Here is a 25646-nt window from a genome sequence, read left to right on the forward strand (position 1 = left end):
ACGGCCGATCGAGGAGGACGGGTGGAGAACGAGCCGACCGCTGAGCTGATCCGCGCACAACTCCGCCGGCTGCGGCTGAAGGCCGAACTGAGTCAGGAGGAGTTCGGGAAACTCGTGCACTTCTCCAACTCGCAGGTGTCGGCCGTGGAGCTGGGCCAGCGTCCGCTGGACCGGTTCTTCCTGAGCCGGGCCGACGAGGTGCTGGGCACCGGCGGGCTGTTGATGTCGCTGCTGAAGCTCGCCGAACGGGACGGCCAGCCGAGCTGGTTCCGCCCCTGGCTGGACGCCGAACGCCAGGCCCAACAACTGCGTACTTACCAGCCGACCCTCGTCCCCGGCCTGCTCCAGACCGAGAACTACGCCCGCGCCATGATCCGCACCGACGACCTGATCAGTGATGACGAGGTTGAGCGGCGGCTCACGGTTCGACTGGACCGGCAGGCGATCCTGTCGAGCGCCAACCACCCGAAATACATCGCGGTCATCGAGGAGTCCGTCCTGCGCCGCGCCGACGAGAGCTGCCGTGGGTTGATGGCCGAACAAATCGCCCATCTCATCGAACGCACCGAGCATCCGCACATCGACGTCCACATCGTGCCGACGCGGGTCACCATGCACGTCGGCCTGGTCGGCCCGTTCGCTCTGGCCCGTGGCACGGACGGCGGTTGGGTCGGTCATCTCGAAAACCAACTCGGCGGCGTGGTGGTGGACAACGACGAGGACGTGGCGACGCTGCTGTCCAGATGGGAGAGTGTCCGGAGCGAGGCGCTTCCGCGCCACCAGTCGGCCGAGCTGATGAAGGAAGTGATGACCTCGTGGAGCTGACCGACGCGATCTGGCGGAAGTCCACCCGCAGCGGCACGCAGGGCGACTGCGTCGAGGTGGCGGGCAGCCTGGTCGGGGTGGTCGGGGTGCGGGACAGCAAGGACCCGACCGGTCCCGTGCTCACCTTCACCGCCGACGCCTGGCGTGCCTTCGTCCGGTTCAGCGGGGGCCATGAACCGTTCACGCCATCAGGTTCGTAGGCCTGCTCGCACGTCCTCACAGGTAGAGGCAGAACGGGTGGCCGGCCGGGTCGAGGTGCACCCGTACGTCGTCCTGCGGCTGGTGGTCGGCCAGCGTGGCCCCGAGCGACACCGCGTACGCCGAGGCGGCCTCCAGGTCGTCGACCTTGATGTCGAGGTGGAGCATCATCGGCGGGTCCCCCGGGCCGGCCGGCCACACCGGACGCACGTACGCCGGCTCGTCCTGGAACGCCAGCGTGGCCCCGCCGCCCGGCGCGGCCAGCACCACCCACTCCGGCTCGTCCTCGCTTCGCGGCCAGTCGAGCAGCCGCTCGTAGAAGCCGGCGAGTTCCTGCGCGGAGGGCGCGTCGAGCACGGTGGACGTCAACGAGAAACGCGGTCGCTCACTCATGGCGGCCTTCCTACCCGACGCCTACGACGGTCACCCGAACCGGCAGCCGGTGCGGCAGCACCGGGCCGAAACGGATCGCCCGGTCCCGGCTGGTCGCCGTACGCTGCGGCAATGCTGCTGCGCATGTCGACCCTGCTGCTCCGGACCCTGCGCGAGGACCCGGCCGACGCGGAGGTGCCGAGCCACCGGCTGCTGCTCCGCGCCGGCTACGTCCGCCGGGCCGCGCCGGGCGGCTACACCTGGCTGCCGCTGGGCAAGCTGGTGCTGGACCGGATCACCGCGATCGTCCGGGACGAGATGGTCGCGATCGGCGACCAGGAGGTGCACTTCCCGGCGCTGCTGCCGGCCGAGCCGTACCGGACCAGCGGGCGGTGGACGGAGTACGGGGACGACATCTTCACGCTCGCCGACCGTCGGGGAGCCGAGCACCTGCTCGCGCCGACCCACGAGGAGATGGCCGCGCTGCTGGTGAAGGACCTGTTCACCTCGTACCGGGACTTCCCGGTGACGCTGTTCCAGATCCAGACGAAGTTCCGGGACGAGGCCCGCCCCCGGGCCGGCGTGCTGCGCGGGCGCGAGTTCCTGATGAAGGACGCCTACTCCTTCGATCTGGATCCGGCCGGGCTGGCGGCTACCTACGCCCGGCACCGCGAGGCGTACCAGCGGATCTTCACCCGGCTCGGGCTGGACTTCACGGTGGTGCGCGCGACGTCCGGCGCGATGGGCGGCTCGGCGTCCGAGGAGTTCCTGGCCGCCACGCCGGTCGGGGAGGACACCTACGTCGGCTGCACGGCCTGTGACTACGCGGCCAACACCGAGGCGGTGGTGATCCGTGCCCCGGCCGCCGGTGACCCGGACGCGCATCCCGCCACGGCGGTGCACGACACCCCGGAGACACCGACCATCGCGGCCGTGGTGGAGGTGGCGAACAACCGCGCGCTCGCCGGCCGCACCGACTGGACCGCGGCGGACACGCTGAAGAACGTGGTGCTGGCCGTTCGCCGGCCCGGTGCCGAGCGGGCCGACCTGCTGGTCGTCGGCCTGCCCGGAGACCGCGAGGTGGACCTGAGACGGCTCGGGGCGGTGCTGGCCCCGGCCACCGTGGCCGTGTTCGACGACTGGGCCGCGCATCCGGAGCTGGTCCGGGGCTACCTGGGGCCGCAGATCCTGGCCAAGCACGGCATCCGTTACCTGGTCGACCCCCGGGTGGTCGCCGGCACGGCGTGGCTGACCGGGGCCAACGAGCCGGGGCGGCACGCCACCGACGTGGTGTGCGGGCGCGACTTCGTGCCCGACGGCACCATCGAGGCGGCCGAGGTGCGGCCCGGCGACCCCTGCCCGTCCTGTGCCGACGGTGAGCTGACCATGCGGCGCGGCATCGAGGTGGGGCACGTCTTCCAACTCGGCCGCCGGTACACCGACGCGTTCGCGGTGGACGTGCTCGGCCGCGAGGGCAGGCCGGTCCGGCCCGTCATGGGCTGCTACGGCATCGGCGTGTCCCGGGCGGTCGCCGCCGTGGCCGAGCAGCACCACGACGACCGAGGGCTGGTCTGGCCGGCCGCTGTCGCGCCGTGCGACGTACACCTGGTGGTGGCCGGGAAGGGGCCGCAGCTCGACGCGGCGCTCGACCTCGGCGGACGGCTGGCCGACGCCGGCCTGCGGGTGCTCGTCGACGACCGGGCCACCGTCTCCGCCGGGGTGAAGTTCACCGACGCCGAGCTGATCGGCATCCCGCGCGCCGTCGTGCTCGGCCGCCGGCTGGCCGACGGGTACGCCGAACTGCGCGACCGGGCCACCGGTGAGCGCACCGAGCTGCCGCTCGATGCGGTCGTCGAGCGCCTGCGCGACGAGCTTGCCGCGACGCGCCGCAACCGGGTGTAGCGATCGTGCCACCGGGTACCGCAATTGGATCGACCGAGGCGTTTCGGAGGCTCTCATGTACCGCGTCAGTGACGTGATGACCAAGCAGGTCGTCTACCTTCCCGCAGAGACCCCGTTGGACGAGGCGGCCCGGGTGATGAAGGAGTCGGACATCGGCGATGTGGTGGTGACCGACGGCGCCACGCTCGCCGGCATGCTGACCGACCGCGACATCGTGGTACGCGCCGTGGCCGAGCGCGCCGACCCGGGCACGACCACGATCGGGTCGATCATCACCCGCGAGGTCGTCATGATCGAGCAGCACTGCACCGCGAACGAGGCGGCGGCGCTGATGCGCGAGCGCAACATCCGGCGCGTGCTGGTGTGCGACAGCGACCGCAAGCTGGTCGGCATCGTCTCCCTCGGCGACCTGGCCATGCAGCTGGACCCCCAGTCGGCCCTCAGCGACATCAGCGAGGCCGCCCCGAACTCGTGAAAGGCGGGGCCCCTTCTTAACGCCTTCGGTAGAGAAGGGGCCTCTTCTCACCACCAGGCGGGCGGATAGCCTCGACCCATGCCCGAGATGCCGACCAAGCTGGCCGAGATCGTCGACGAGTTCGCCGCCGCCCCGCGCGACGTCGTGTTGGAGATGCTGCTGGAGTTCGCCGACGTGATCCCGCCCCTGCCGGAAGGAGTCGACCGGGAGGAGCTGGAGCAGGTCCCGGAGTGCCAGACCGCGTTCTTCCTGCGCGCCGAGGTGAACCCGGACCGCACGGTGAACACGGTCTTCGACTGCCCGCCGGAGGCGCCGACCACCCGGGCGTTCGCCGGCATCCTCGCCGAAGGGCTGGCCGGGGCGAGCGCCGAGCAGGTGCTGGCCGTGCCGGACGACCTCTACCAGCGGATGGGCTTGGCCCAGGCGATCAGCCCGCTCCGCGTGCGCGGCGGCACGGCCATCCTGGCCCGGCTGAAGCGGCAGGTCCGGGAACAGATCGCCTGACCGGCGGGTTGTCGCTGGTCATGGAGATCGAGATCTACGCCGACGTCGTCTGCCCCTGGTGCTGGATCGGCAAGCGCCGACTCGAACAGGCACTCGACTCGTACGACGGCGAGGTGACCGTCCGGTTCCGGCCGTTCCAGCTCGACCCGACGCCGGTCGCCGAGCCGAGGCCGCTGCTGGACGCGCTGGGCGACAAGTTCGGCGGCCGGGACAAGGCCGAGGGCATGGCCGCCCACGTCTCCGGCGTCGCCGCCGGCGCGGGGCTCGATCTGCGGTTCGACCGCGCGGTGGCGGCGAACACGTTCGACGCGCACCGACTGGTGCGGTTCGCCACCGAGCACGGTCGGGCCGCCGAGACGGTCGAGCGGCTCTACCGGGCGCACTTCTTCGACGGCCTCGACGTCGGCTCGATCGACGTACTCGTCACGCTCGCCGGTGAGGTCGGGCTGGACGAGGACGAGGCGCGCCGCTACCTGACGTCGAACCTCGGTCGCCGCGAGGTGGCCGCCGAGCTGAGCGCCGCGCACCAGCTCGGCGTCTCCAGCGTGCCGACGTTCGTGCTGGCCGGGAAGTACGCGGTCACCGGCGCCCAGGAGCCGGAGACGCTGCTCGCCGCGTTGCGCGAGGTCGAGCAGCGTGAGGCGGCCGGGTGATGTTTCACGTGGAACAAGATCGATGCCAGTGAGCGGCTAGGCCGGTCGGGCCAGGCCGTCCACCACCTGCGCTCCGGGCAGCGCGCCGAGCGCCGGCCCGGGCAGGGCGATCTTGCTGTGACGTACGCCCGATCCGATGATCACGTGCGGCGTGGCGATCACCCGCGCGTCGACCAGAATCGGCCACTCCTCGGGCAGCCCGATCGGGGTGATCCCGCCGTACTCCATCCCGGTCAGCTCCACCGCCTCGGCCATCGGCGCGAAGCTCGCCTTGCGGACGTCGAGCAGCTTGCGGACCACGCCGTTCACGTCGGCGCGGGTGGTGGCGAGCACGATGCAGGCGGCGTACCGGGTCTCGCCGCCACGCTTGCCGGCGACCACCACGCAGTTGGCCGACTCCGCCAACTCCACCTCGTACGCCGCGCAGAAGGCCGCGGTGTCGGCCAACTCGGCGTCGATCGGGGCGACCAGCACCTCGTCCACGTCGACCGGTGCTTCGTCCGGCCACCGCTCCACCGCTGCGGCGACCGGCGGAGCCAGCAGGTCCAGCCGGAGGCGGGCCGGCTCGGTCTTCAGCGTCCCCATCACGGGTGCGATCCTCGCACCTGTGCGGAGAATCCGCTCGCCAGCGTGTTAAGCGGGGCCCCCTGCTATGCAGAATGCGTTAAGAGGGGGCCCCTCCTTACACCTCGGTGAGCTGGCGGCGTTGCAGCGGCTCCGGGCGGTTCGCCTCGGCGTCCTGGATGCCGTGCCGGACCCCGACCCGGATCACGCCGTAGAGGAAGACGAAGCCGAAGACGTAGAGCACCACGGTGGCGACAAAGACCAGCATGGGGTCACGGTAGGTCGACGGCGGACGCGACCGGCTCTCGTCTTCGCCCCGTTCCCCCGTACGGGTCCGGTCAGCCCGCTGCCGACGGGGACACCCGGCCGGCGAGCACCAGACCGAGCAGGCCGCAGCCGGCCGCGACGGCGAGCGTGGCCGCGTAGCTGGCCGGGCCGGGCGACGAACCAGCGGCCAGCACCGCCCCGGTCAGCGCCAACACGGTGGCCGCCGCCAGCGAGTCGCCCAGTTGCAGCGCCGAGGAGTTCCGGCCCTGCTCGGCCGGGGCGGACAGCCCCAGCGTGAGCACCGACAACGAGGGGTAGAGCAGCCCCATGCCGAGGCCGGCGACCGCCCAGGCGGACACCGCGAGCGCCACCGGAACTGCCGGCAGCAGCGCCGACGCGACACCCGCCGTACCGACCGCGATGCAGGCCAGCCCGGCCCGGGGCAGGCTGGCGGCGGACCGGGGAGCGGCGATCCGCCCCTGGAACCAGGAGCCCACCGACCAGGAGAGCGCCCCGACGGTGAGCACCAGACCGGCACCGGTGGGCGTGAACCCGCGTTCTCGGGAGAGCATCAGCGGGATCACCACCTCCGCGCCGACGAACGCCGCCGACGCCAGCCCGCGCAGGCCGATCACCGTCGGCAGCCCGCGCGCCGCCCGCAGGAACCCGGGCGGCAGCAACCGGGGTACGCAGGCGAGCATCCCGGCCAGCGCCACGCCGATCAGGCCGACGGCGTACGCGCCGCGCTGCTGCCCCCCGTAGTGCAGCAGCGCGGCGCTCGCGCTGGCGCCGCAGGCCCAACCCACCCGGGCCAGCGCGCCGACCGGCGGCCGGGTCGGCACCACGCCGGCCAGCGTCCGCAGCCCCGGCTGGATCAGCAGCACCGCCGGCACCGCGACCGCCGGCACCGCGAGGAACACCCAGCGCCAGCCCAGGTGCTCGACGATCAGGCCGGCCAGCGCCGGACCGACGAGCGACGGCACCACCCAGGCCGCCGCGAAGGCGGCGAACATCCGCCGTCGCAGCCGCTCCGGGTACGCGTGCCCGACGATCACATAGAGCGCCACGGAGAGCAGACCGGAGCCGAAGCCCTGCACCACCCGCCCGACGACAAGCGTCCCCATGCTGGTGGCGGCGCCCGCCACCGCCAGCCCGGTGACGAACCAGGCGACCCCGTGCCACATCGCCGGCCGGGGTCCGCGCGCGTCGCACCAGATGCCGGACGCCACCATCGCCACCACGCCGGAGGCGAACGGGCCGCCGAAGGCCAGCGCGTACAGGCCGAGACCGTCCAGGTGACGCGCGACCGTCGGCATGGCGGTGCCCACCGCGAGCGCCTCGAACGCGAGCAGCGACACCAGGGCGACGCTGCCCACGGTCATCGCCCGCAGGCGTGGCGACCAGAGGTCCCGGTCCTCCGCTACGGCGGTGGCGGCGGCGATTGTCATGCACCCAGCCTGCGACCTCAACCGCGGTTGAGGTCAACTGTGGGCCCGGTCTCGTCAGGCGGTCTCCAGCGCCTCGCCCACGCCCTTCACCAGGCCGGAGAAGTGCTGGTCGGCCAGGACGTGCCCGGCGGTGATGACCAGGGCCAGCGGCCACTCGATGACCTGCAACGCGGTGAGCACCCCGATGCCGGCGTAGTAGGCCAGCTTGTCCGGCGGGGGCACCGCCACCTCACCCAGCAGCGGCACGTCCACCCGCCGGCTGTACGCCCTGACCATCTCCCGCGATCCGCTCAGATGTCGGGTCAGTGTGCTCATCCCAGCCTCCCCGGTTGCGACGTCGGCATCGACCCGATCGGCATTCCACCGCCCCCGTCGTCCATGCGCCGGGCAGTGGGGAAACTTCCCCCTCCCGGAGGGCATAACGGACGCCGCGCCGGGAAGTCGGGCCACCGGGACGAGTCCGGGAGGCGAGATGGCGTACGGCTTCGCCGGTCTCCTGCTGTCGCCGGCCGCCGTTCCGGACGCGGTCGCGCGGGTCGCCCGTACCGTCGGTTCGGTCCTGCCCGGCGCCGCCGTGCCGACCGGGGTCACCGAGGCGGCGGGCGCGGTCGGCACGGCCGCCACCCGGCTGGCCCGGGTGGCCGGCCTGACCCGCCGTCGGGTGTGGTCCGCCGACGGCCGGCACCACATCGAGGTGCACGGTGTCTGTCAGGACGGCGGGGACCGGCTGGCCCGGCAGGTCGAGGCGGCGCTGGAGGCGGTGCCCGGCGTGGCCTGGGCGCGGGTGAACGCGCCGTCCGGCCGGGTGGTGGTGGCGACCCGGGAGCCGGCGCCGAAGCTGCGGGACCTGATCGACACGGTGGCGCGCGCCGAGCACACCTGCCCGTACGAGCCGGACCCGGAGATCCCGCCGCCGCATCCGCCCGAGGAAGGGCCGCGCACCCCTCGTACGCTCGGCGCGTTGGCCTCCGACGCGCTCGGCCTGACCATCTCGGCGGCCACCCGGATCCTGCCGTTCACTCCGGTCCCCGGGGAGGTCGCGGGACTGCTGAACGCGGTCGACCTGCACCCGAAGCTGCACGCGCTCGCCGACCGGGGCCTCCGCGCCGACCCCCGGGCCGAGGTGGTCTTCCCGCTGGTCGAGGCGGTGGTGCAGGGTCTCACCGGAGGCTGGGCCGGCATCGTGCTCGACGGCGCGCAGCGGGTGGTGCAGTGGGGTGAGGCGCGCGCCCAGCTCGCCGCCTGGAGCCGCGCCGAACCGAGGCTGACCGGCGACCCGGACCGGGCGGTCGCCCGGGTGCCGGACGGTGAGCGTCCCTGCCCGGTCCCGGACGGCCAGGCCGAGCGTTACGTCCAGCGGATGCTCGCGGCGGGCGCGGCGGCCGGCGCGGCGGCGGTTCCGTTCGCCGGCGGCAAGCGGGCCGCCGCGCTGGCGCTCTCCGCGCTGTCCAAGGCGCCCGGCAGCGGTCGCGAGGGCTACGCGGCGCAGCTCGGCCGGATGCTGGCCCGGCGTGGCGTGATCGCGATGGACCGCAGCGTGCTGCGCGAGCTGGACCGGATCGACACGGTGCTGCTGGACGCGGCGGTGCTCGGCTCGGACCGGGGCGTGCTGGCCGACCTGGCGCCGCTGCCCGGCGCCGACACCGGCCAGGTGGCCGCCCGGGCGTTCGCCCTCTTCGACCCGGCCGATCCGGAGGCGGTACGCGCCGACGACGGCTGGCAGATCGGGCCCCTGGACCGCCTGGCCGCCGAGGACCCGGGGGACACCCCGGACAGCGAGCGGTTGCGCGCCGACGGTGGACGGCTGCTCGGGCTGGCCCGGGACGGTCGGCTCGCCGCCGTGCTGCGGGTCGAGCCGGAGCCCGCCCCCGGGGTGGACGCGCTGGTGTCCGCCACCCGCCAGGCCGGGTTCCGGCTCGTGATCGGTGGCGCCGAGGGCGGTGGCCCCGGCGACGCGGACCGTCGCGTACCGGGTGGCACCCGGATCGCCGACGCGGTACGCGACCTGCAACGCGAGGGCGCGGTGGTGCTGGTGGTCTCCGGCGAGCGGTCGGCGCTCGCCGCTGCCGACTGCGGACTCGGCGTGGCCGCGCCCGACGACCTGCCCCCGTGGGGCGCGCACCTGCTGGTCGGCGACGACCTGCGCGTTCCGGCCCTGCTCGTCGACGCCGCCGGGGTGGCCCGTCGGATGACCCGGCAGAACATCCGGATCGCCATGGCCGGCAGCGGGCTCGGCGCGCTCGGCGCGTTCACCGCCGACCGGCGGCAACTGCCCGGCCGGACCATGGCGGCGGTGAACGGCGCCGCCGCGGTCGCGTTCGCGCACGGTGTGTTCCGGGCGCACCGGCTGCCGGACCGCACCGGCACCCCGGTGCCCGCGCTCACCGCCTGGCATCTCATGCCGGTGGAGACCGTCCTCGACCAGCTCGGCACGCACTCCGGCGGGCTGACCGACGAGGAGGCGGACCGTCGGCGGGGTGCCGGTCCCGGCGACGGACACGGGCCGGCCGGGCTGCTCCGCGCGTTCGTCGACGAGCTGTCCAACCCGCTCACCCCGGTGCTGGCCGCCGGCGCGGTGCTCTCCGCCGCGTTCGGCTCCCTCGTCGACGCGGCGCTGGTCGGCGGTCTGGTCGGCGGTTCCGCGCTGATCGGCGCCGTGCACCAGCGCAACACCGAACGGTCGCTGGCCGAGTTGTTGTCCCGCTCGGCGGTCACCGCCCGGGTACGACGTGACGGCGCGGAACGGGTGGTGCCCGCCGAGGACCTGGTGCCGGGCGACGTGGTGAGCATCTCCTCCGGGGACGCCGTACCGGCCGACTGCCGGGTGCTGACGAGTGACGGCCTGGAGGCCGACGAGTCGTCGCTGACCGGCGAGTCACTGCCGGTGGCGAAGAGCCCCGACCCGGTGGTCGCGGCGGCGATCGCCGAGCGGCACTCGATGCTGTTCGAGGGCACCACGGTGGCCGCCGGGCACGGCACCGCCGTGGTGGTGGCCACCGGCGCGGAGACCGAGTCGGGGCGGAGCCTGGCGCTGGCCCGGCAGGCCCCGCCGGTCAGCGGCGTGGAGGCGCGGCTGGGGAAGCTGACGAACAGCGCCGTACCGCTGGCGGCCGGCTCGGCGATCGCGGTGGCCGGGGCGGGGCTGCTCCGGGGCGTACCCCTGGCCGAAACGGCGGCGACCGCCGCGAACCTGGCCGTGGCGTCGGTGCCGGAGGGGCTGCCGTTCCTGGTCAGCGCCGCGCAGTTGGCGGCGGCGCGGCGGCTGGCCGCGCACGGCGCGCTGGTCCGCAACCCGCGCACGATCGAGGCGCTGGGCCGGGTCGATGTGCTCTGCTTCGACAAGACCGGCACGCTGACCGAGGGGAAGCTGCTGCTGGCCGGCGTGGGCACCGGCGACGACCGGTACGCCCCGGCGGACCGCCTCGACGACGAGCCGCTCCGGTCGACGCTGGCCGCGGCGCTGCGGGCCACTCCGGCCGCGGCCGACCCGGACGAGTTGCCGCAGCAGACCGACCGCGCGGTACGCCGGGGCGCGAACGTGGCCGGGGTGACCGAACGCACCGGCGCGGCGGAGTGGACCGCGACCGGTGGGCTGCCGTTCGAGCCCTCCCGGGGCTACAGCGCCACGGTCGGTCGCACCGCCGACGGGTCGCTGCTCAGCGTGAAGGGCGCGCCCGAGTCGGTGCTGCCGCGCTGCGCGTCCCGGCGGACCGCCACCGGGGACCGGCCGTTGGACCCGGCCGGCCGGGACGAGGTGCAGGCCATGCTGGCCGACCGGGCCGGCGCCGGGCACCGTGTCCTCGCCGTGGCCGAGTGTCGGGTGTCCACCGACGCGGTCACCGACGAGCAGGTCGACGGCCTGGTGTTCGTGGGTTTCCTGACGCTGGCGGACGGGGTGCGGGAGAGCGCCCGTCCGGCGGTGGAGCGGATCCGGGCGGCCGGCGTGCACACCGTCATGATCACCGGTGACCATCCGGCCACCGCCGAGGCGATCGCGGCCACCATCAGCCCCGACCACGGCCAGCAGCGCGTGGTGACCGCGACCGACCTGGACCGGCTCGACGACGGCGCGCTCGCCGAGCGGCTGATGGCCACCGACGTGGTGGCCCGCTGCACGCCCGCGCACAAGGTCCGGATCATCCAGGCGTTGCAGCAGCGGGGCCGGACCGTGGCGATGACCGGCGACGGCGCCAACGACGCCCCGGCGATCCGGCTGGCCGACGTGGGCATCGCGCTCGGCCAGCGGGGCACCCCGGCCGCCCGCGCCGCCGCCGACCTGGTGGTCACCGACGACCGGCTGGAGACGATCATCGCCACGCTGGTCGAGGGGCGGGCCATGTGGTCGTCCGTCCGGCACGCGTTGAGCATCCTGGTCGGCGGCAACCTCGGCGAGATCGCGTTCAGTGTGCTGACCGCCGCCTCGACCGGCCGGTCCGCGCTGACCGGGCGGCAACTGCTGCTGGTCAACCTGCTCACCGACCTCGCGCCGGCACTCGCCATCGCGGTCCGGCCACCGGCCGACGACCGCACCGACCACCTGCTGCGGGAGGGCCCCGACTCGTCGCTCGGCGCCACCATGACCCGGGAGATCGGGCTGCGCGCGGCGGCGACCACGCTGGGCGCCACCGCCGGCTGGACGCTGGCCCGGTGGACCGGCACGCAACGCCGGGCCGGTACGGTCGCGCTCGCCTCGCTGATCGGCACCCAGCTCGGCCAGACCGTGCTGGCCGGCGGCACCAGCCCGACCGTGCTGGCCGCCACCGCCGCGTCCGTCGGCGTGCTGGTCCTGGTGGTGCAGACGCCCGGGGTCAGCCAGTTCTTCGGCTGCACCCCGCTGGGCCCGGTGGGCTGGACCATCGCCACCGGTTCGGCGCTCGGCGCGACGTTCGCCAACGGCGCGCTGACCCGGCTGGTGGACCGCCTGCCGCAGCCCGGCTCGTCCTGACGGCCCTACCGCCAGGTGGCGGCCGCCCGGCTCAGCCGGTCGTTGATCGCCCGCCCGACCCCTTCGTCGGGCACCGGCTCGGCGACGATCTCGGTCACCCCGGCCGCGTCGAGCCGGTGCAACGCGTCGAAGAGCCGCGCGGCGGCCGCGGTCAGGTCACCCGCCGGCGACAGCACCTCCACCGCCGCCCAGTCGCCGTCCGCCGGTGGCTCCCGGAAGGCCAGGAATCCCCGCCGGCCGCCGTCGCGCGCGTCCGCCGCACCCAACCGCAACGGGGTACGCGGGGCGTAGTGCGCGGCCAGCGTCCCGGGCGCGACCGGCTGACCGGAGCTGCCCTGGCGGACCTCGACCGGTCCGACGGCCTCGACCAGCGCCTCGACCGGCAGCGCGCCCAACCGCAGCACCACCGGCCGCTCGCCCCGGGCGTCCACGATCGTCGACTCGATGCCGCAGCGGGTGGGCCCGCCGTCGAGCACCACGTCCACCGCGCCGCCCAGCCCGGCCACCACGTGCTCGGCCCGGGTGGGGCTGAGCTGGCCGAACCGGTTGGCGCTCGGCGCGGCCACCGGCACGCCGGCGGCGGCGATCAGCGCGCGGGCGGCCGGCTCGTCGGGCACCCGGACGGCCATCGTGTCCAGGCCGGAGGTGACGATCGGCGGGATCGTCGCCGGCCGGTCCACGATCAGCGTGAGCGGACCCGGCCAGAACCGCCGCACCAGCGCGGCCACGGCCGGCGGCACGGCGCCGACGAGCGCGGGCAGGTCGGTGGCGTCGGCCAGGTGGCTGATCAGCGGGTCGAAGCTGGGCCGCGCCTTCGCCTCGAAGATCCGCGCAGCGGCCCGGGCGTCGAGTGCGTTCGCGCCCAGCCCGTAGACCGTCTCGGTGGGGAACGCGACCAGCCCGCCGGCGCGCAGGACGGCGGCGGCCTCGTCGATGCCGCTGCCGGCCGGCAGGACACGCGGGGATCCGTTGCTCACGCTGCGACGCTAGCCTGCCCCGCTCCCCGTCCCGTCCCGGCCCCGCCGCACTGCGGTGATCATGAAGTTGGCCGCACGTTTCGTCCGTTTCACCGCCGTCAACTTCATGATCACCATGGTCAGTCGGCGGGGTGGTCCGGGTCGGGGAGAGTGGGTGCGTCGGTGGGGTAGAGGCCGGCGGCGAAGCCGTAGACCTGGTCACCGGCGCGGGGGATCTGGGCGAACCGTCGGGCCAGCGCCTGCACCTCCGTCCAGAACTCCCGCACGTCCTCGATCGGGATGCGCGCGTGCACCAGCGTGCACCGCAGCTCGTCGGCGGCGTGCGCGGCGGCGGCCTCCGCCGCGGCCTCGGCCAGCCCGTTGATCCGGGCGACGACCTGCTTGTCCTCGGGCCGGTTGAGCACGCCGACGTAGAACGTGCGCGCGACCCGGCCGTAGAAGCGTTCCTCGATGGCCCGGACCCGGCGGGTACGCACCACCCGCAGCAGGCCGGCGTCGACGAGCTGGTTCACGTGGTAGGCCACGCTGCTCTTCGGCCGGTCCACGGCGCGGGCCAGCTCGTTGACCGTGGCCGCGCGCTCCAGCAGCAGCTCCAGCAGGGTGCCGCGCAGGGGGTCGGCGAGCGCACGCAACTGCTCGGGCGCGGTGACCACGAGCAGGTCGTCGAGGTCGTAGTCCGGGACCCGCTTATTGACCGACATTTCTCGACCGTTCTAATATTCTGGTTCGTTCGATGATTACGGTCCGACAATCGGGAGTCTAGAGATGGCCGAGATCCTCCTCTTCCACCACCTGCAAGGGCTCACCGACGGCGTACGCGCCCTCGCCGACGCCCTCGGCGCCGGCGGGCACACCGTGCACCTGCCCGACCTCTTCGACGGCGAGCGTCCGGCCAGCGTCGAGGAGGGCTCGGCGCTGGTCAAACGCATCGGAAGGGACGTCCTCGACCAGCGAGCCGACCGGATCGCCGCGGACCTGCGCCCCGACCTGGTCCACGCCGGCGTCTCCTGGGGCGCCGCCACCGCCCAACGGCTCGCCCAGACCCGACCCGGCGCGCGGGCCGCCCTGCTCTACGAGGCCTGCCTGCCGGTCACCGGCGAATGGGCGCTCGGCCCCTGGCCCGACGGCGTGGCGGTGCAGGTGCACGGCATGGAGCGGGACCCGTTCTTCGGGCTGGAGGGTGACGTCGACGCCGCCCGCGAACTGGTCTCGATCGTCGGCCCGGACCGGGGAGAGCTGTTCGTCTACCCCGGTGACCGGCACCTCTTCACCGACAGCTCGCTCCCGTCGTACGACGCGGAAGCGACCGCGCTGGTGGTGACCCGCAGCCGCGACCTCCTCGACCGGTTGGGCTGACCAACGGAACTCAGCGCCCCTTCGCCAGCGCCTCCACCTCGGCGAAGCTCGCCACCCGGTCACACTCGTCGTCGGCCAGCCTGTTGATCAGCGCCTTGGCCGCCTGAGCCTGCGGAGTGGTGGGCAACGCGCCCGCGACCAGCTCCGGCAACGCCAGCTCGTAGCCCACGCGCGCCCGGGAGGCGGGACACGTCAGTCGGTCGAGCGCACCGTCCACCGTCCGCCAGTCGTACGCCGCAGGATCGTCCACGACCAGCCAGGCCAGCTCGGTTTCCTCCGGGGACCCGGGAGCCACGTCCAGCTCGCGCAGTAGCAGCTCCCAGGCACCACGGATCTCTCTTTCCAGCCCCGCCACGGTGTCGGCCAGCAACGGACTTCGCCAGACGGGCACGGACGTTACCTGTACTGCGCGATCTGGATGAGGTTGCCGCAGGTGTCGTCGAACACGGCGGTGGCCACCGGACCCATGTCGACCGGCGCCTGCGTGAACAGCACGCCGAGCTGCCGCAGCCGGTCGTGCTCGGCCGCCACGTCGTCCACCGCGAACTGCGTGAACGGGATGCCGTCGGCCGCCAGGGCCTCCTTGAACGCCTTGGCGGCCGGGTGGGCCTCCGGTTCCAGCAGCAGTTCGACCCCGTCGGGAGCGTCCGGCGAGACGACGGTCAGCCAGCGGTGCTCGCCGGTCGGCACGTCCGTCTTCTTCACGAAGCCCAGCACGTCGGTGTAGAAGCGCAGGGCCTTCTCCTGGTCGTCGACGTACACGCTGGTCAGGTTGATTCTCATGGGGTCTCCCGGGTGGGTTCGGGCCTGAGCCACCGCTCGGTGATGGCACGCAGCGGCCGGGTGTCGAGGTGGTGGAACTTGTACCGGCCCTGCCGGCGCGTGACGATCAGGCCGGCGGCCTCCAGGACATCGAGATGCTGGGAGATCGCCTGCCGGGACGAGCCGACCTGGTGCCGGGTGGCCAACCGACCGCAGATCTCGAACAGCGTCTGACCGTCGCGCTCGGTCAGCTCGTCGAGGATCAGGCGGCGGGTGGGATCGGCCAGCGCCTGGTACAGGTCGCCCACGCCGCTCATCATAGGCAAGTGCTGACTTGCCTATCAAGCACCGGAACGGGCGCGCCCCGGCCAACTTCGGGCACCCGGGGCTGATTCGTCGCCGGTAATGTCCTCTGTTTGATCAACAACGGGGAGAACACAGGCGAGGGAAGATCCCGGCCGGCGTCCTCATGGCGCTGGCCCTGCTGATTCCAGCGGCACCGGCCATGGCACAAACGCCGTCACCCGGGCCGAACGAGGCCTGCCAGACGGTCGACCGCAAGGTGTACAAGGACGTCCGCACGATGGTCACCATCGACCTGGACACCGCCACCACCACCCAGGTACGGCTGCTGGCCAACCAGATCCTGGCCGAGGCGAACCGCGAGTCGCTGCCCGTGCTGCCCAATGCCATCCAGGAGCGACTGAACGGCACCGCCGACGATCTCCGTGCATTCCTCCGGACGGACCTGGAGAACGCCTGGTCGACGGCACTGCGGGTGTCGGTGGCCAAACGCTGACGAACGCCGGCCCCAACGTGCAGGCCGCCGCGAAGAAGGTGCTGGACGCCCCGTCCATCGACGCCTACCTGGCCTACCTGAACGACGGCCGGTACGCCGCGCGAGCGCTCGACTGCGCGTCCCAGTCCTCGCCGACGCCGCGCCCCACGCCCAGCTCGCAGCCCACGTCGAGCGCCACGCCCAGCGGCGCCACCACGACCGAGGCCCCGACCGCTGCGCCCTCCGCCAGCACGGACGCCCCCGGCGGTTCGGGCGGCGGGCTGCCGCTGACCGGTGCCGACACCGCGACCGTGGTCACCATCGGCGCTGTGCTTCTGCTGCTCGGCGGCGCGGGCTACCTGATCGGACGCCGACGCCGTTCCCGCTTCGTGGCATAGCTGACGCCGATGCGCCCGGCTCGACATCTCGTCGGGCCGGGCGCATCGCCTGTGGAGAGGAAGGACCCCCGCCCATCACACCGGCACGTCAGGACTTCTTATGGCGTCCTGGAACTAGCGGGGAACGGCGCAGTACGTGAGCGTGCAGTAGAGCTGGACGCTGTTGCCGCCGACCTGGCCTTCGGCGTAGAAGTCGTTGTTCGGGTACTGGTTCGCGAGGTAGATCGGCCCGGCGTACTGGGTGTACTGGCCCGCATCCTCCTTGGATCCGTACGTCACCCCGCCGCCGGCGGGCACCCTGACGAGCGTCGCCCTGGTGTATCGCGTCGTGCCGGTGGTGTTGAACGTCACCGCACACATGGTGTTGCTGTTCCGGTGCTTCGAAACCACGAGACGGCCGTTGAGGAATTCGTGTGCCTCGATGCGAACGTACTCCGAGCCACCACAGATTTCCGGGCCGGTCGCCGCGTGCGCCGGGGTCGCAATCCCTCCGACGAGGAGAACCGTGGCAAGTGCGGTCGCGGCCCCACCAGCAATTTTCAAATTTTTCATGGCGAGGATTATAGGCATGACCCCTGTCGATCTGGGTAGCGTCGAGGTCGCGGCCGGCGTGCCGGGGTGGGACCCGCCGCACGTGCGCCCCGACGTCGGGCCACAGGCCCCCCTTGGCCAGGTAAACAAGACCGAACAAGATGCGCTCCGACCATGCATACAACTCGGGATGAGCTTCGCTGCACCTGACGCTAAACACGCTGAGGGCAGGCGTTCAAAACAGAAGTCCCGGTCGTTTCGAGCATTCGGGCTCAGCCCAATCTCGGCATGCTCGGCTTCCGGGCCACTTCCTCACAATTTCGCGCATCTACTCCCCAACCTGGCGCTCCTGGACGTCGTACCGGCCCGATTCCGGGCGGCGGTGTGACTGAGCGCCGGTCTTCCCGGGCTTCTCGCTCTACGCGATGAGCAAGACCGCCCTGATCGGCCCGACCAAGGCACTCGGCCGCGAACTCGGCGGCAGGGCGATCACCGTGAATCTGGTGAACCCAGGAGCCACGGAGACCGAACTGAACCCGGCCGACGGCCCCAACGCCGACACGATCAACGGGTTCACCGCCCTCGGCCACTACGCGAAGCCAGCCGACGTAGCCGCTGCGGTGGCGTTCCTCGCCAGCCCGGGCGGGCGTTACATCACCGGGGCAACAGTCAACGTCGACGGAGGCTTCACCATCTGATTCATCGGCTCACGGCCGGGCTGTCCACCCTTGCGCACGGCTACGGCCCGTTCCTTCAGCTGGAGCGGGCCGTACTTTTGCCACCTACGGGCACGTCCTGCCGGCGCGGGCTCGTCAGGCTGCCTCGGCCATCGACCGGGTTCTCGGTGAGAAGGAGTCGGCGTGACCGCTTGGCTGCACTCGGGACCGTCCGCGGATGTCGTCTGCCGCCGCGGGCTGGCCGATCAATCCGGCACGGGCGCGGCTGGATTGCTCGGCCAGTGGTCGATGATCTCATCACATTCAAGCGGGTCGGGGATATTCAAGCTTGTAGGCAGTACATATACATAGGTTGGCTTAATTAGCCAGGAAGGCGGAGAAGACGCCGCTACGCAGGCTACCCGCGCTTCGATATCAGCCGTAGCAACCGTTCGCACAACGGCCGGATCCTTGAAAAGCAGTGTCGTTTGACCATCTGCTTGATTCAGCACATAAGCAACAGCTGGATAACTGCGGCCTTTGAGTAGGACAGCCTGCGACGGGAGCCACATTCCAGCGCCGAAAATGAATATTAATGCGACGGCCCAGAAAGCAACGACAGGGCCAGCCGAGACTGCGAGGTATACTCGCCGCGCGAGTCTAGGTCGTCGCGGCGTTCTCCGCTTCTTCCGGGGCTCGCGTTGCGCCGATGCTGCTTGACCTCCTGCGATGCGAGTGCGCGAAGCATGCGCCCTGATTAGTCGGGCTATCATCGGCACGATACCGATGATAGCGAATCCAACTGGAAGCAGGAGTGCGCTTACGCTCAGAATCGTCAGCATCGCCCAGGCTTTGATTGCCAGTGGATGCCTCTCGTCGCTCCGCCCCAGCCATTCCACTGTCATCCACGATGCCGCCATGAAGATTATGGGCAGCATCACGAGGTACGTACCAAGGATCAGTGCTTGAATACTGAGCGTCGAGGCCAGTGATTTAAGCACAACGTCATCGCCCCCCGACACCACATACAGCCTGAGCGCCGCTAGCGCGATGGGCCCAATAGTTATGATCAGGCCAGCTTGCGCGGCTCGGTGCTCGGACCAGCGAAAACCTGCCGGATTTCCCGGACGCGACGCGGCCCGCTGGGTTAGGTTGCCCTCGTCCATGTTTGTCGATTATTGCAGCTCATGTCTCGCGAGACATCTGTGGTAGCGCCTGAGCTTCCATCGTTACCGTGCTCTTTGCCGCCAGCGAATGCTCCCCTCCGTCGCCATCCCGTCTGCCGCCGACCCACACACCGTGGAGCGGGCCAGGGCCAAGGCGACAAGGCGGAGCGCCCCACCGGACGAGTCTCAATGACAGTTGTCAAGCGCGGGCGTCGGCGGTCGAGGGCGGCCTGGGGATTAGAGGAAGATCGCGGAGGGCTGGTCGAGTGACTGCGCACCTGGTCAGCCCGTCCCTCGTTGTCGGATGGCGTCGGCGTCAGCAGGTGGCCTTGGCTGTACGGATGGCTGTACAGCTACAGGCCGGAGTCCTCGCCTCGCAGCACTTGGACAGCGGCCACGACGTCCGTGACGGTGCGGTCGGGCGGGGTGAGTTCCGTTGGCCACTCCTTCCCTCGGCTGACCCACAGGGTGGCAAGCCCTGCCGCGCGGCCACCCTCGACATCAAGCACAGGGCTGTCACCGATCGCCCAGCCCCCGCCCCGCAGATCGAGGCCGCACTCACGGGCCGCTGCCTCGAAGATCTCGCGTGCTGGCTTCCGGATGCCCAACTCCCCGGACACTGCCCAGGCATCGACGCACTGGTCCAGCCCGGTACGCCTGATTTTCCCTAGCTGGTTGTCGGCCTGGCCGTTGGTCACGATCGCGACCGTCCAGCCCTCGTCGCGCAGTAGTCTCAGCGACGCCCGCACTTCTTGAGGACATCTCACCAGTTCCGGCATCCGATGTCGGTACTGCCTCCATGCTTCATCCACCGAGGCTGCCAGGCCGAAACGCTCGGTCACCTCGCCGAAGAACCAGTCGCGGGGCACGGCCCCGTCCTGATCCGTAGCGATCAGCCAGGCCAACGCGTCGTCCGGCAGTTCGCGATCGGCGCAGAACTCGACCGCCCAACGTCGGAATGCCTCCGAACGGTCCACGAGCGTGTTGTCGAGATCGAAGAGCGCCAACCGCTGCATGGTCAACAACCGTACCGGGCGGGTAAAGCCGCTGGGGTGCCCTACCGGCGCATCGCGGAGTTGACCGGCTACTCCCGCTCAGCGATCAGCCGCTGGGGCCAGCCCACCAACGGTGGTCACGAGGTGACAGCCACATAGAGAAGTGCGGCCACGTCCGCTGCAACGAACGTGACCCCGTGACCGATTCGAAGGAGTCCAAGCCATGTCGAATCAGCCCTCCACCATCCTGGTCGAGACCGAGCAAGGATGGCAGCCCTGGCTGGTGTGTACCGACTGCTCAGGCAACGGCGGACGCAACGAGTGGGTGTACGTGTCGTCGGAGACTACGACCGAGGTTCTTAAAGTGGATCCCCTGCCGGTCGTGTCGTGCCGGGCCGTGGGAGGTGGCCGTCCCTGACGACATCCAGGTCGAAGGTCCCCGGTCCTGGCAGGGACTATTCACCTGGACCGGGGAGGGCTGTCACCAGCGGGACGAGGTGCTTAGCTGCGTGAACGCCGATCGGCACGGGCTCGCCGCCACACGGATGAGCCGCTTGGCTGTACGGATGGCTGTACTCGGGACTGAGATCAACCGAGAAAAGTGCTGGTGGAGCCCAGGGGACTCGAACCCCTAACCCCTGCCTTGCAAAGGCAGTGCTCTGCCAGTTGAGCTAGGGCCCCGAGGCGGCGCTCAGCGCAGGTCGGGAGCGGTGGTCGCCTCGTGCCACAGGGCGCGCTCGTCGTTCGACGCCTTGACCTTCTTGGCCACGACGGCGGCCACCCCGACGATACCGGCCAGGATCAGGAGCTTCTTGAACATGGGATTGACCCCTTGCGCTCGACTACCGTCGGACGATGTGCGGTGGGGCTAGCTGGAATCGAACCAGCGACCTCAGAGTTATCAGCTCTGCGCTCTAACCGACTGAGCTATAGCCCCGCGTGGCGACGAGCAAGGTTAACCCATGCCCGCCAGCGCGCCCAAATCGGGGGCCCGTGGCGGAAGCACCCGCGCCGTCCCGAACCTACCCGGACGCACGACGCCGGGGCGACCGCTTTACGCGGTGCCCCGGCGTCATCGAATCAGTCCCGCTCGGCGAGCGTCAGCTCGATCCCGCCGACCAGGTCGGCGCAGACGTTGTAGACGAACGCGCTCAGCGTGGCCAGCGCGGTGAACAGCACCACGTTCACCAGGCCGATCAGTGCGGACGTGAGGATCACGCCCTTCGCGGTGATGCGGAACCCGCCGCCGCCCGAACCGCCGCCGGCGTTCACCAGGTCGGTCAGGCTGTCGTTGACGCTCTTGAACACACCCATCGCGTCGAGCGCGAGGTAGAGCACCGACGTGGCCACCACCACCACGATGAAGAGCACCACCGAGACCGCGAAGGCGAACTTCATCACGGACCACGGGTCGATGCGCTTCAGGTTCAACCGGGCCCGGCGCGGCCCGCGCGAAGCGGCCGAACCGACCGAGGTACGCGCGGCGCGTACCGCCTCACCCACGCGCGCGGCGCCGACCGCCGCCGCGCCGCTGATGCCCGGCGGCAGGCCGCCCCCGTTGGCGGGACGCCCCGGGTTGCCGCCGGCCGGTCCGGTGGCCTCGGGTGCCCCCTTCGGGGCGGTGCCCAGGCCCGCGCCGATGCGCGGCTGCGTGCCGGTGGTGCCGGTGGAGGCCCGGGCGGCGGCCGTCGGCCTGGCCGGCGGTGTGTTCGTGGCGGGCTTCGCCGCGGCCGGAGCCGCGAAGCCGTCGGCCGACGTCGGCGCGTCGATCTTGGTCTCGGTCGCCTCGCGGGACTCCGAACCGTCGGTCGGCTTGTCGGGAGGCGGGGCCATGCCGGGGGCCCGGGTGAACTTCGGGGCAGGCGCGTCGGCGGGGACCGTGGCCCGACCCACGGCCGCACGGCCGGTCGCTGGTGTACCGCCCTGTGCGGCCTCCTCGTCGACCGGGGTGGCCGAGGTCCCCTTGTTCCCCGACTTCGCCTGTGTCTCCGTCATCAACTAGTCCTGTTCGTCAGGCTCGTCGGCATTGCGAGCAATCGCCACGATAGTCACGCCGTCCGGAAGGTCCATCAGCTTGACCCCCATTGTGTTCCGGTCACGCGTACGGCGTACAGGCTTCACCGGAGTCCGGATGACGCCGCCGTTGCTCGTGATGGCGAACAGCTCGTCCTCCGGATCGATCACGACCGCGCCGACCAGACCACCGCGTCGCTCGGTGATCTTCGCAGTCAGCACGCCCTTACCTCCCCGGCCCTGGACCGGGTATTCCTCGATCGGGGTACGTTTCGCGAACCCCCCGTTCGTCGCCACCAGCACGTCCAGGCCCTCCCGGACGACCTCGACGGCGAGCAGCTCGTCCTCACCGCTGAAGCGCATGCCGATCACCCCCGAGGTGGCCCGGCCCATCGGACGCAGCGCCTCGTCGGTGGCGTTGAAGCGGATCGCCTGCGCGTTCTTGGAAACCAGCAACAGGTCGTCCTCCGGCGCCACCAGAACCGCACCGACCAGCTCGTCCTCATCGCGCAGGTTGACCGCGATGATGCCGCCGGAACGGTTGGAGTCGAACTCCTCGAGCCGCGTCTTCTTCACCAGGCCGTTCTTCGTGGCCAGTACCAGGTAGGGCGCCACCTGGTAGTTCGGGATTTCGATGATCTGCGCGATCTGCTCGTCCGGTTGGAACGCGAGCAGGTTGGCCACGTGCTGGCCCTTGGCCACCCTACTGGCCTCGGGAAGCTCGTACGCCTTCGCCCGGTAGACCCGACCCTTGTTCGTGAAGAACAGGATCCAGTCGTGGGTAGAGCATACGAAGAAGTGGCTCACGATGTCGTCCTGCCGGAGCGTCGCCCCGCTCACGCCCTTGCCGCCACGCCGCTGCGACCGGTACAGGTCGACCTTGGTCCGCTTCGCGTACCCGGTGCGGGTGATCGTCACGACCACGTCCTCGCGGGCGATGAGGTCCTCCATCGAGACCTCGCCGTCGAACGGCACGATCTTGGTGCGCCGGTCGTCGCCCCACTTCGCGACGATCTCGCCCAGCTCGTCGGAGACGATCTTCCGCTGCCGCTCCGGCTTCGCCAGGATGTCCTTGAGGTCGGCGATCTCCACCTCAAGCTTGGCCAGGTCGTCCAGGATCCGCTGCCGCTCCAGCGCGGCCAGCCGGCGCAGCTGCATGTCCAGGATCGCGGTCGCCTGGACCTCGTCGATCTCCAGCAGCCGGATCAGCCCCTGTCGGGCGTCCTCCACCGTCGGCGAACGCCGGATCAGCGCGATCACCTCGTCCAGCGCGTCCAGCGCCTTACTCAGGCCGCGCAGGATGTGCGCCCGCTCCTCCGCCTTGCGCAGCCGGAACGCGGTCCGCCGGCGGATCACCTCGATCTGGTGCTCGACGTAGTAGCGGATGAACTGCGCCAGGTTCAGCGTGCGCGGCACGCCGTCGACGAGCGCCAGCATGTTGGCGCCGAACGTCTCCTGGAGCTGGGTGTGCTTGTAGAGGTTGTTCAGCACCACCTTGGCGACCGCGTCGCGCTTGAGCACCAGCACGATCCGCATGCCGGTGCGCCCGGAGGACTCGTCCCGGATGTCGGCGATGCCGGCGAGCTTGCCCTCCTTGATCAGCTCGGCGATCCGCTCGGCGAGGTTGTCCGGGTTGACCTGGTAGGGCAACTCGCTGACCACGAGCGCCGGCCGGCCCCGCTTGTCCTCCTCCACCTCGACCACGGCGCGCATCCGGATCGAACCGCGCCCGGTCCGGTACGCGTCCTGGATGGCCTGCTGCCCGACGATCAGGCCGTAGGTCGGGAAGTCCGGGCCCTTGACGATCTCCAGCAGCGCTTCCAGCGTGGTCGCCTCGTCGGCCTCCGGGTGCTCCAGGCACCACTGCACCGCCGCGCCGATCTCCCGCAGGTTGTGCGGCGGGATCTTGGTGGCCATGCCGACCGCGATGCCCTCGGAGCCGTTGATCAGCAGGTTCGGGATCCGCGACGGCAGGATGGTGGGCTCCTTGGCCCGGCCGTCGTAGTTGTCCTGGAGGTCGACGGTGTCCTCGTCGATGTCCCGCAGCATCTCCATGGCCAGCGGGTCGAGCTTGCACTCGGTGTTGTGGCTGACGAAGCCGTCAGAGATGAAGGAGTGGTCGTCGGTGTCGACCCGAATGCTGTAGACCGGGCGCATACCCGAATTGGTGACCTCGGTCACTTCGGCGTAGTAGAACCGGCCGTCGACCAACGGCTCGACCACGTCGAGGATTCCCGGCTCGGTGATCCGGGCCGCGATCTCGTCGCGATCCCGCTCCCACCGCTCGACCCGGTCCACGTTGTGCCGGCGCAGCCAGTCGCGTTCGGTCCACCGCGTGGCGCCGTGCTCCCGGATGAAGTCGCCGACGAACGGCACCATGTCGCCGGAGAGCGCCGTGCTGCTCGCCGGCACCTGGGCCAGCTCGGACTCCAGCTTGGCCTGCTTGCGGCCGAGGAAGCCGACGTGAGCGGCGAAGATCCGGGCGTCCCGGCGGTTGGTGACCACGACCTTGATCTCGCCGTCCTCGTACCGGCACTGCCGGCTGATGACGCCGAACTCCAGCAGGAGCTGCTGCACCTCGCGGGCCAGGCGCTCGCTGCGGGTGGAGTACGAGACCTGGATGGTGTGGCGCGGCAGTAGCGACGACGAACCGTCGCCCTCGAACAGCGCCTGGAGGAAGGCCCGTTTGACCGCCGCCGTTCCGCGCCAGACGAACTCCGGTACGAACTTGGCGGCGCTGCGCGCCCCGGTCAGTTCACCGAGCACGCTCGCCCGAAGCGCGGAAAGGTTCTGCACGTCGAGTTCGTGCAGCGTGCTGCCGGACGCGATGACCCGCTCGGAAACATACCGGGGGCCGCCGACCGCGAGATCGTAGGCGGCGAGGACCCGGACGAAGAACTCCCGATCCACGTTGTTGAAGCCGGCCCGACCCTCGGACACCCAGCCCTCGGACACGAACGCGCCGGCGAGGACGGCCGCCTCGACGTGCTCCAGCATCGGGTAGCCGATCTCGTCCGGCACGGTGCGCTGGAGGACCACGCGGTCACCGGGGGAAACCTCGGCGAGCAGCTTCCACAGCAGGGTCGGCACGCCGGCCACGTTCACCAGGCAGAGCACCGGGTGGTTGTGGGTGCCGGTCAGCTCGTACCCCTCGCGGGTGCGCAGCCGCAGCGTGGGGTGCTCACCGGAGTGGAAGAACTTCGAGGCGCGAACCAGGTCGCCGTTGCGATCGCGGACCTTGAGCTCAATGTCGGTCTCGCTGCTCGGCGCGGCACCAGGGACGATGTCGCCGATCCGAACACTGCCCTCGACGGTGCGAATACGGACATCTGCGGTAAGGCAGTAGCGCATCGCGGCGGCCGGGTCGTTACCGGGCGAGCCGAAGTTGCCGTTGCCGTCGACAAGCGGGTAGCGCAGCGACCACGGCTGCGCCATCCGGACCAGCGCGTCGTAGATGGCCGAGTCGCCGTGCGGGTGGAACTGGCCCATCACGTCGCCGACGACGCGGGAGCACTTCACGTAGCCGCGGTCCGGCCGGTAGCCGGAGTCGAACATGGCGTAGAGAATCTTGCGGTGGACCGGCTTGAGCCCGTCCCGCACGTCCGGCAGGGCGCGCCCGACGATGACGCTCATCGCGTAGTCGAGGTACGAGCGCTGCATCTCGACCTCGAGGCCGACCGGCTCGATGCGGTCGTGCTGGACGACCGCGGCCAGTGTCTCCGGGGCCTCCGGCTCGTTCGGGGTGGACTCGGGAAGATCGGTCACTGTTAACCCTTATCAGACTCAGAGTCGTGATCTAGCTGTGGATAACGGCTGTGGAAAGCGGCCAGGCTGTGGATAACTCTGTGGACCACCGGGCCG

At 71.2% G+C, this 25646-nt stretch carries 26 protein-coding genes, 2 tRNA genes and 1 pseudogene; 11 read left to right on the forward strand and 18 right to left on the reverse strand.

Annotated features, from left to right (window positions below):
• The first annotated feature begins 21 nt into the window (after positions 1-21).
• Positions 22-825 carry a helix-turn-helix domain-containing protein gene (locus tag TPA0908_RS01270; RefSeq protein ID WP_281933868.1) on the forward strand — a complete coding sequence of 268 codons (804 nt, stop codon included), beginning with the start codon at positions 22-24 and terminating at the stop codon, positions 823-825.
• Positions 816-1025 (forward strand): DUF397 domain-containing protein, encoded by a 210-nt coding sequence (locus tag TPA0908_RS01275; RefSeq protein WP_281933870.1) that lies wholly within the window; start codon positions 816-818, stop codon positions 1023-1025. The genes TPA0908_RS01270 and TPA0908_RS01275 overlap by 10 nt, the downstream gene beginning before the upstream one ends.
• Positions 1026-1041: 16 nt before the next feature.
• On the opposite strand, the gene TPA0908_RS01280 is transcribed toward TPA0908_RS01275, so the two are convergent.
• Positions 1042-1416 (reverse strand): VOC family protein, encoded by a 375-nt coding sequence (locus TPA0908_RS01280; RefSeq protein ID WP_281933871.1) that lies wholly within the window; start codon positions 1414-1416, stop codon positions 1042-1044.
• 111 nt (positions 1417-1527) lie between these two features.
• Between TPA0908_RS01280 and TPA0908_RS01285 the strand changes: the two genes are divergently transcribed.
• From TPA0908_RS01285 to TPA0908_RS01300, 4 genes are all read left to right on the forward strand, one after another.
• A complete protein-coding gene (locus TPA0908_RS01285) occupies positions 1528-3297 on the forward strand; it encodes a proline--tRNA ligase (protein ID WP_281933873.1) in 1770 nt (589 codons plus the stop codon).
• A 55-nt stretch (positions 3298-3352) separates the two neighbouring features.
• Positions 3353-3772 (forward strand): CBS domain-containing protein, encoded by a 420-nt coding sequence (locus tag TPA0908_RS01290; protein ID WP_107158151.1) that lies wholly within the window; start codon positions 3353-3355, stop codon positions 3770-3772.
• A gap of 78 nt (positions 3773-3850) precedes the next feature.
• Entirely contained in the window at positions 3851-4276 is a 426-nt protein-coding gene (locus tag TPA0908_RS01295) for a SufE family protein (RefSeq protein WP_281933875.1), read from the forward strand.
• Between the two features lie 20 nt (positions 4277-4296).
• Complete coding sequence (locus TPA0908_RS01300; RefSeq protein ID WP_281933876.1) at positions 4297-4929, forward strand: DsbA family oxidoreductase; 633 nt, start codon at positions 4297-4299, stop codon at positions 4927-4929.
• A gap of 36 nt (positions 4930-4965) precedes the next feature.
• Here TPA0908_RS01300 and TPA0908_RS01305 read toward each other — a convergent pair whose 3' ends face one another.
• From TPA0908_RS01305 to TPA0908_RS01320, 4 genes are all read right to left on the reverse strand, one after another.
• Complete coding sequence (locus tag TPA0908_RS01305; RefSeq protein ID WP_281934628.1) at positions 4966-5514, reverse strand: YbaK/EbsC family protein; 549 nt, start codon at positions 5512-5514, stop codon at positions 4966-4968.
• Between the two features lie 97 nt (positions 5515-5611).
• The gene (locus TPA0908_RS01310; RefSeq protein ID WP_199199841.1) at positions 5612-5761 is read right to left on the reverse strand and encodes a hypothetical protein; all 150 of its coding nucleotides are present in this window, start codon (positions 5759-5761) and stop codon (positions 5612-5614) included.
• A 70-nt stretch (positions 5762-5831) separates the two neighbouring features.
• Complete coding sequence (locus TPA0908_RS01315; RefSeq protein ID WP_281933878.1) at positions 5832-7208, reverse strand: MFS transporter; 1377 nt, start codon at positions 7206-7208, stop codon at positions 5832-5834.
• Positions 7209-7262: 54 nt separating this feature from the next.
• A complete protein-coding gene (locus TPA0908_RS01320; protein ID WP_281933880.1) occupies positions 7263-7523 on the reverse strand; it encodes a hypothetical protein in 261 nt (86 codons plus the stop codon).
• 157 nt (positions 7524-7680) lie between these two features.
• Between TPA0908_RS01320 and TPA0908_RS01325 the strand changes: the two genes are divergently transcribed.
• Positions 7681-12153, forward strand: a complete 4473-nt coding sequence (locus TPA0908_RS01325; RefSeq protein ID WP_281933882.1) for a cation-translocating P-type ATPase — start codon at positions 7681-7683, stop codon at positions 12151-12153.
• Positions 12154-12158: 5 nt separating this feature from the next.
• Here the strand turns inward: TPA0908_RS01325 and TPA0908_RS01330 are convergent, their stop codons facing one another.
• Both TPA0908_RS01330 and TPA0908_RS01335 read right to left on the reverse strand, forming a co-directional pair.
• Positions 12159-13106 carry an L-threonylcarbamoyladenylate synthase gene (locus tag TPA0908_RS01330; RefSeq protein ID WP_281934630.1) on the reverse strand — a complete coding sequence of 316 codons (948 nt, stop codon included), beginning with the start codon at positions 13104-13106 and terminating at the stop codon, positions 12159-12161.
• A 143-nt stretch (positions 13107-13249) separates the two neighbouring features.
• Complete coding sequence (locus TPA0908_RS01335; RefSeq protein WP_281933883.1) at positions 13250-13831, reverse strand: winged helix-turn-helix domain-containing protein; 582 nt, start codon at positions 13829-13831, stop codon at positions 13250-13252.
• Positions 13832-13895: 64 nt separating this feature from the next.
• Between TPA0908_RS01335 and TPA0908_RS01340 the strand changes: the two genes are divergently transcribed.
• A complete protein-coding gene (locus TPA0908_RS01340) occupies positions 13896-14486 on the forward strand; it encodes a dienelactone hydrolase family protein (RefSeq protein ID WP_281933885.1) in 591 nt (196 codons plus the stop codon).
• Between the two features lie 10 nt (positions 14487-14496).
• Here TPA0908_RS01340 and TPA0908_RS01345 read toward each other — a convergent pair whose 3' ends face one another.
• From TPA0908_RS01345 to TPA0908_RS01355, 3 genes are read right to left on the reverse strand one after another with little or no spacing between them, the layout of a single operon-like run.
• A complete protein-coding gene (locus TPA0908_RS01345) occupies positions 14497-14877 on the reverse strand; it encodes a hypothetical protein (protein ID WP_281933887.1) in 381 nt (126 codons plus the stop codon).
• Between the two features lie 5 nt (positions 14878-14882).
• Positions 14883-15269, reverse strand: coding sequence for a VOC family protein (locus TPA0908_RS01350; RefSeq protein WP_281933889.1), 387 nt, complete (start codon positions 15267-15269; stop codon positions 14883-14885).
• Positions 15266-15568, reverse strand: coding sequence for an ArsR/SmtB family transcription factor (locus TPA0908_RS01355; protein WP_281933891.1), 303 nt, complete (start codon positions 15566-15568; stop codon positions 15266-15268). Before TPA0908_RS01355 ends, TPA0908_RS01350 begins: the two co-directional genes overlap by 4 nt.
• A gap of 149 nt (positions 15569-15717) precedes the next feature.
• Between TPA0908_RS01355 and TPA0908_RS31675 the strand changes: the two genes are divergently transcribed.
• On the forward strand, positions 15718-16047 hold the full coding sequence (locus TPA0908_RS31675; RefSeq protein ID WP_308447796.1) for a hypothetical protein: 330 nt from the start codon (positions 15718-15720) through the stop codon (positions 16045-16047).
• A gap of 17 nt (positions 16048-16064) precedes the next feature.
• Complete coding sequence (locus TPA0908_RS31680; RefSeq protein ID WP_308447797.1) at positions 16065-16424, forward strand: LPXTG cell wall anchor domain-containing protein; 360 nt, start codon at positions 16065-16067, stop codon at positions 16422-16424.
• 114 nt (positions 16425-16538) lie between these two features.
• Here the strand turns inward: TPA0908_RS31680 and TPA0908_RS01365 are convergent, their stop codons facing one another.
• Entirely contained in the window at positions 16539-16976 is a 438-nt protein-coding gene (locus tag TPA0908_RS01365; RefSeq protein ID WP_281933893.1) for a hypothetical protein, read from the reverse strand.
• A 383-nt stretch (positions 16977-17359) separates the two neighbouring features.
• Here TPA0908_RS01365 and TPA0908_RS01370 point away from each other — a divergent pair.
• Positions 17360-17653 (forward strand): annotated as a pseudogene (locus TPA0908_RS01370) (SDR family oxidoreductase); the annotation flags it as partial.
• Between the two features lie 224 nt (positions 17654-17877).
• Here the strand turns inward: TPA0908_RS01370 and TPA0908_RS01375 are convergent.
• The 7 genes from TPA0908_RS01375 to gyrA all read right to left on the reverse strand — a co-directional run bounded on the left by TPA0908_RS01375 (position 17878) and on the right by gyrA (position 25550).
• Positions 17878-18777 (reverse strand): hypothetical protein, encoded by a 900-nt coding sequence (locus TPA0908_RS01375; protein WP_281933894.1) that lies wholly within the window; start codon positions 18775-18777, stop codon positions 17878-17880.
• A 353-nt stretch (positions 18778-19130) separates the two neighbouring features.
• A complete protein-coding gene (locus TPA0908_RS01380) occupies positions 19131-19793 on the reverse strand; it encodes an HAD family hydrolase (protein ID WP_281933895.1) in 663 nt (220 codons plus the stop codon).
• 584 nt (positions 19794-20377) lie between these two features.
• Positions 20378-20453: transfer RNA gene (locus TPA0908_RS01385), tRNA-Ala, on the reverse strand.
• Between the two features lie 10 nt (positions 20454-20463).
• Complete coding sequence (locus tag TPA0908_RS01390) at positions 20464-20592, reverse strand: DLW-39 family protein (protein ID WP_013283222.1); 129 nt, start codon at positions 20590-20592, stop codon at positions 20464-20466.
• Between the two features lie 43 nt (positions 20593-20635).
• Positions 20636-20709, reverse strand: a tRNA-Ile gene (locus tag TPA0908_RS01395).
• Positions 20710-20852: 143 nt separating this feature from the next.
• Positions 20853-21767: a DUF3566 domain-containing protein gene (locus tag TPA0908_RS01400; RefSeq protein ID WP_281933897.1), complete on the reverse strand. Its 915-nt coding sequence runs from the start codon at positions 21765-21767 to the stop codon at positions 20853-20855.
• Positions 21768-21770: 3 nt separating this feature from the next.
• Positions 21771-25550, reverse strand: coding sequence for an intein-containing DNA gyrase subunit A (gene gyrA / locus TPA0908_RS01405; RefSeq protein ID WP_281933899.1), 3780 nt, complete (start codon positions 25548-25550; stop codon positions 21771-21773).
• Positions 25551-25646: the final 96 nt, after the last annotated feature.

It is taken from the genome of Micromonospora sp. AKA38, from assembly GCF_027925725.1.
Taxonomy (GTDB): domain Bacteria; phylum Actinomycetota; class Actinomycetes; order Mycobacteriales; family Micromonosporaceae; genus Micromonospora.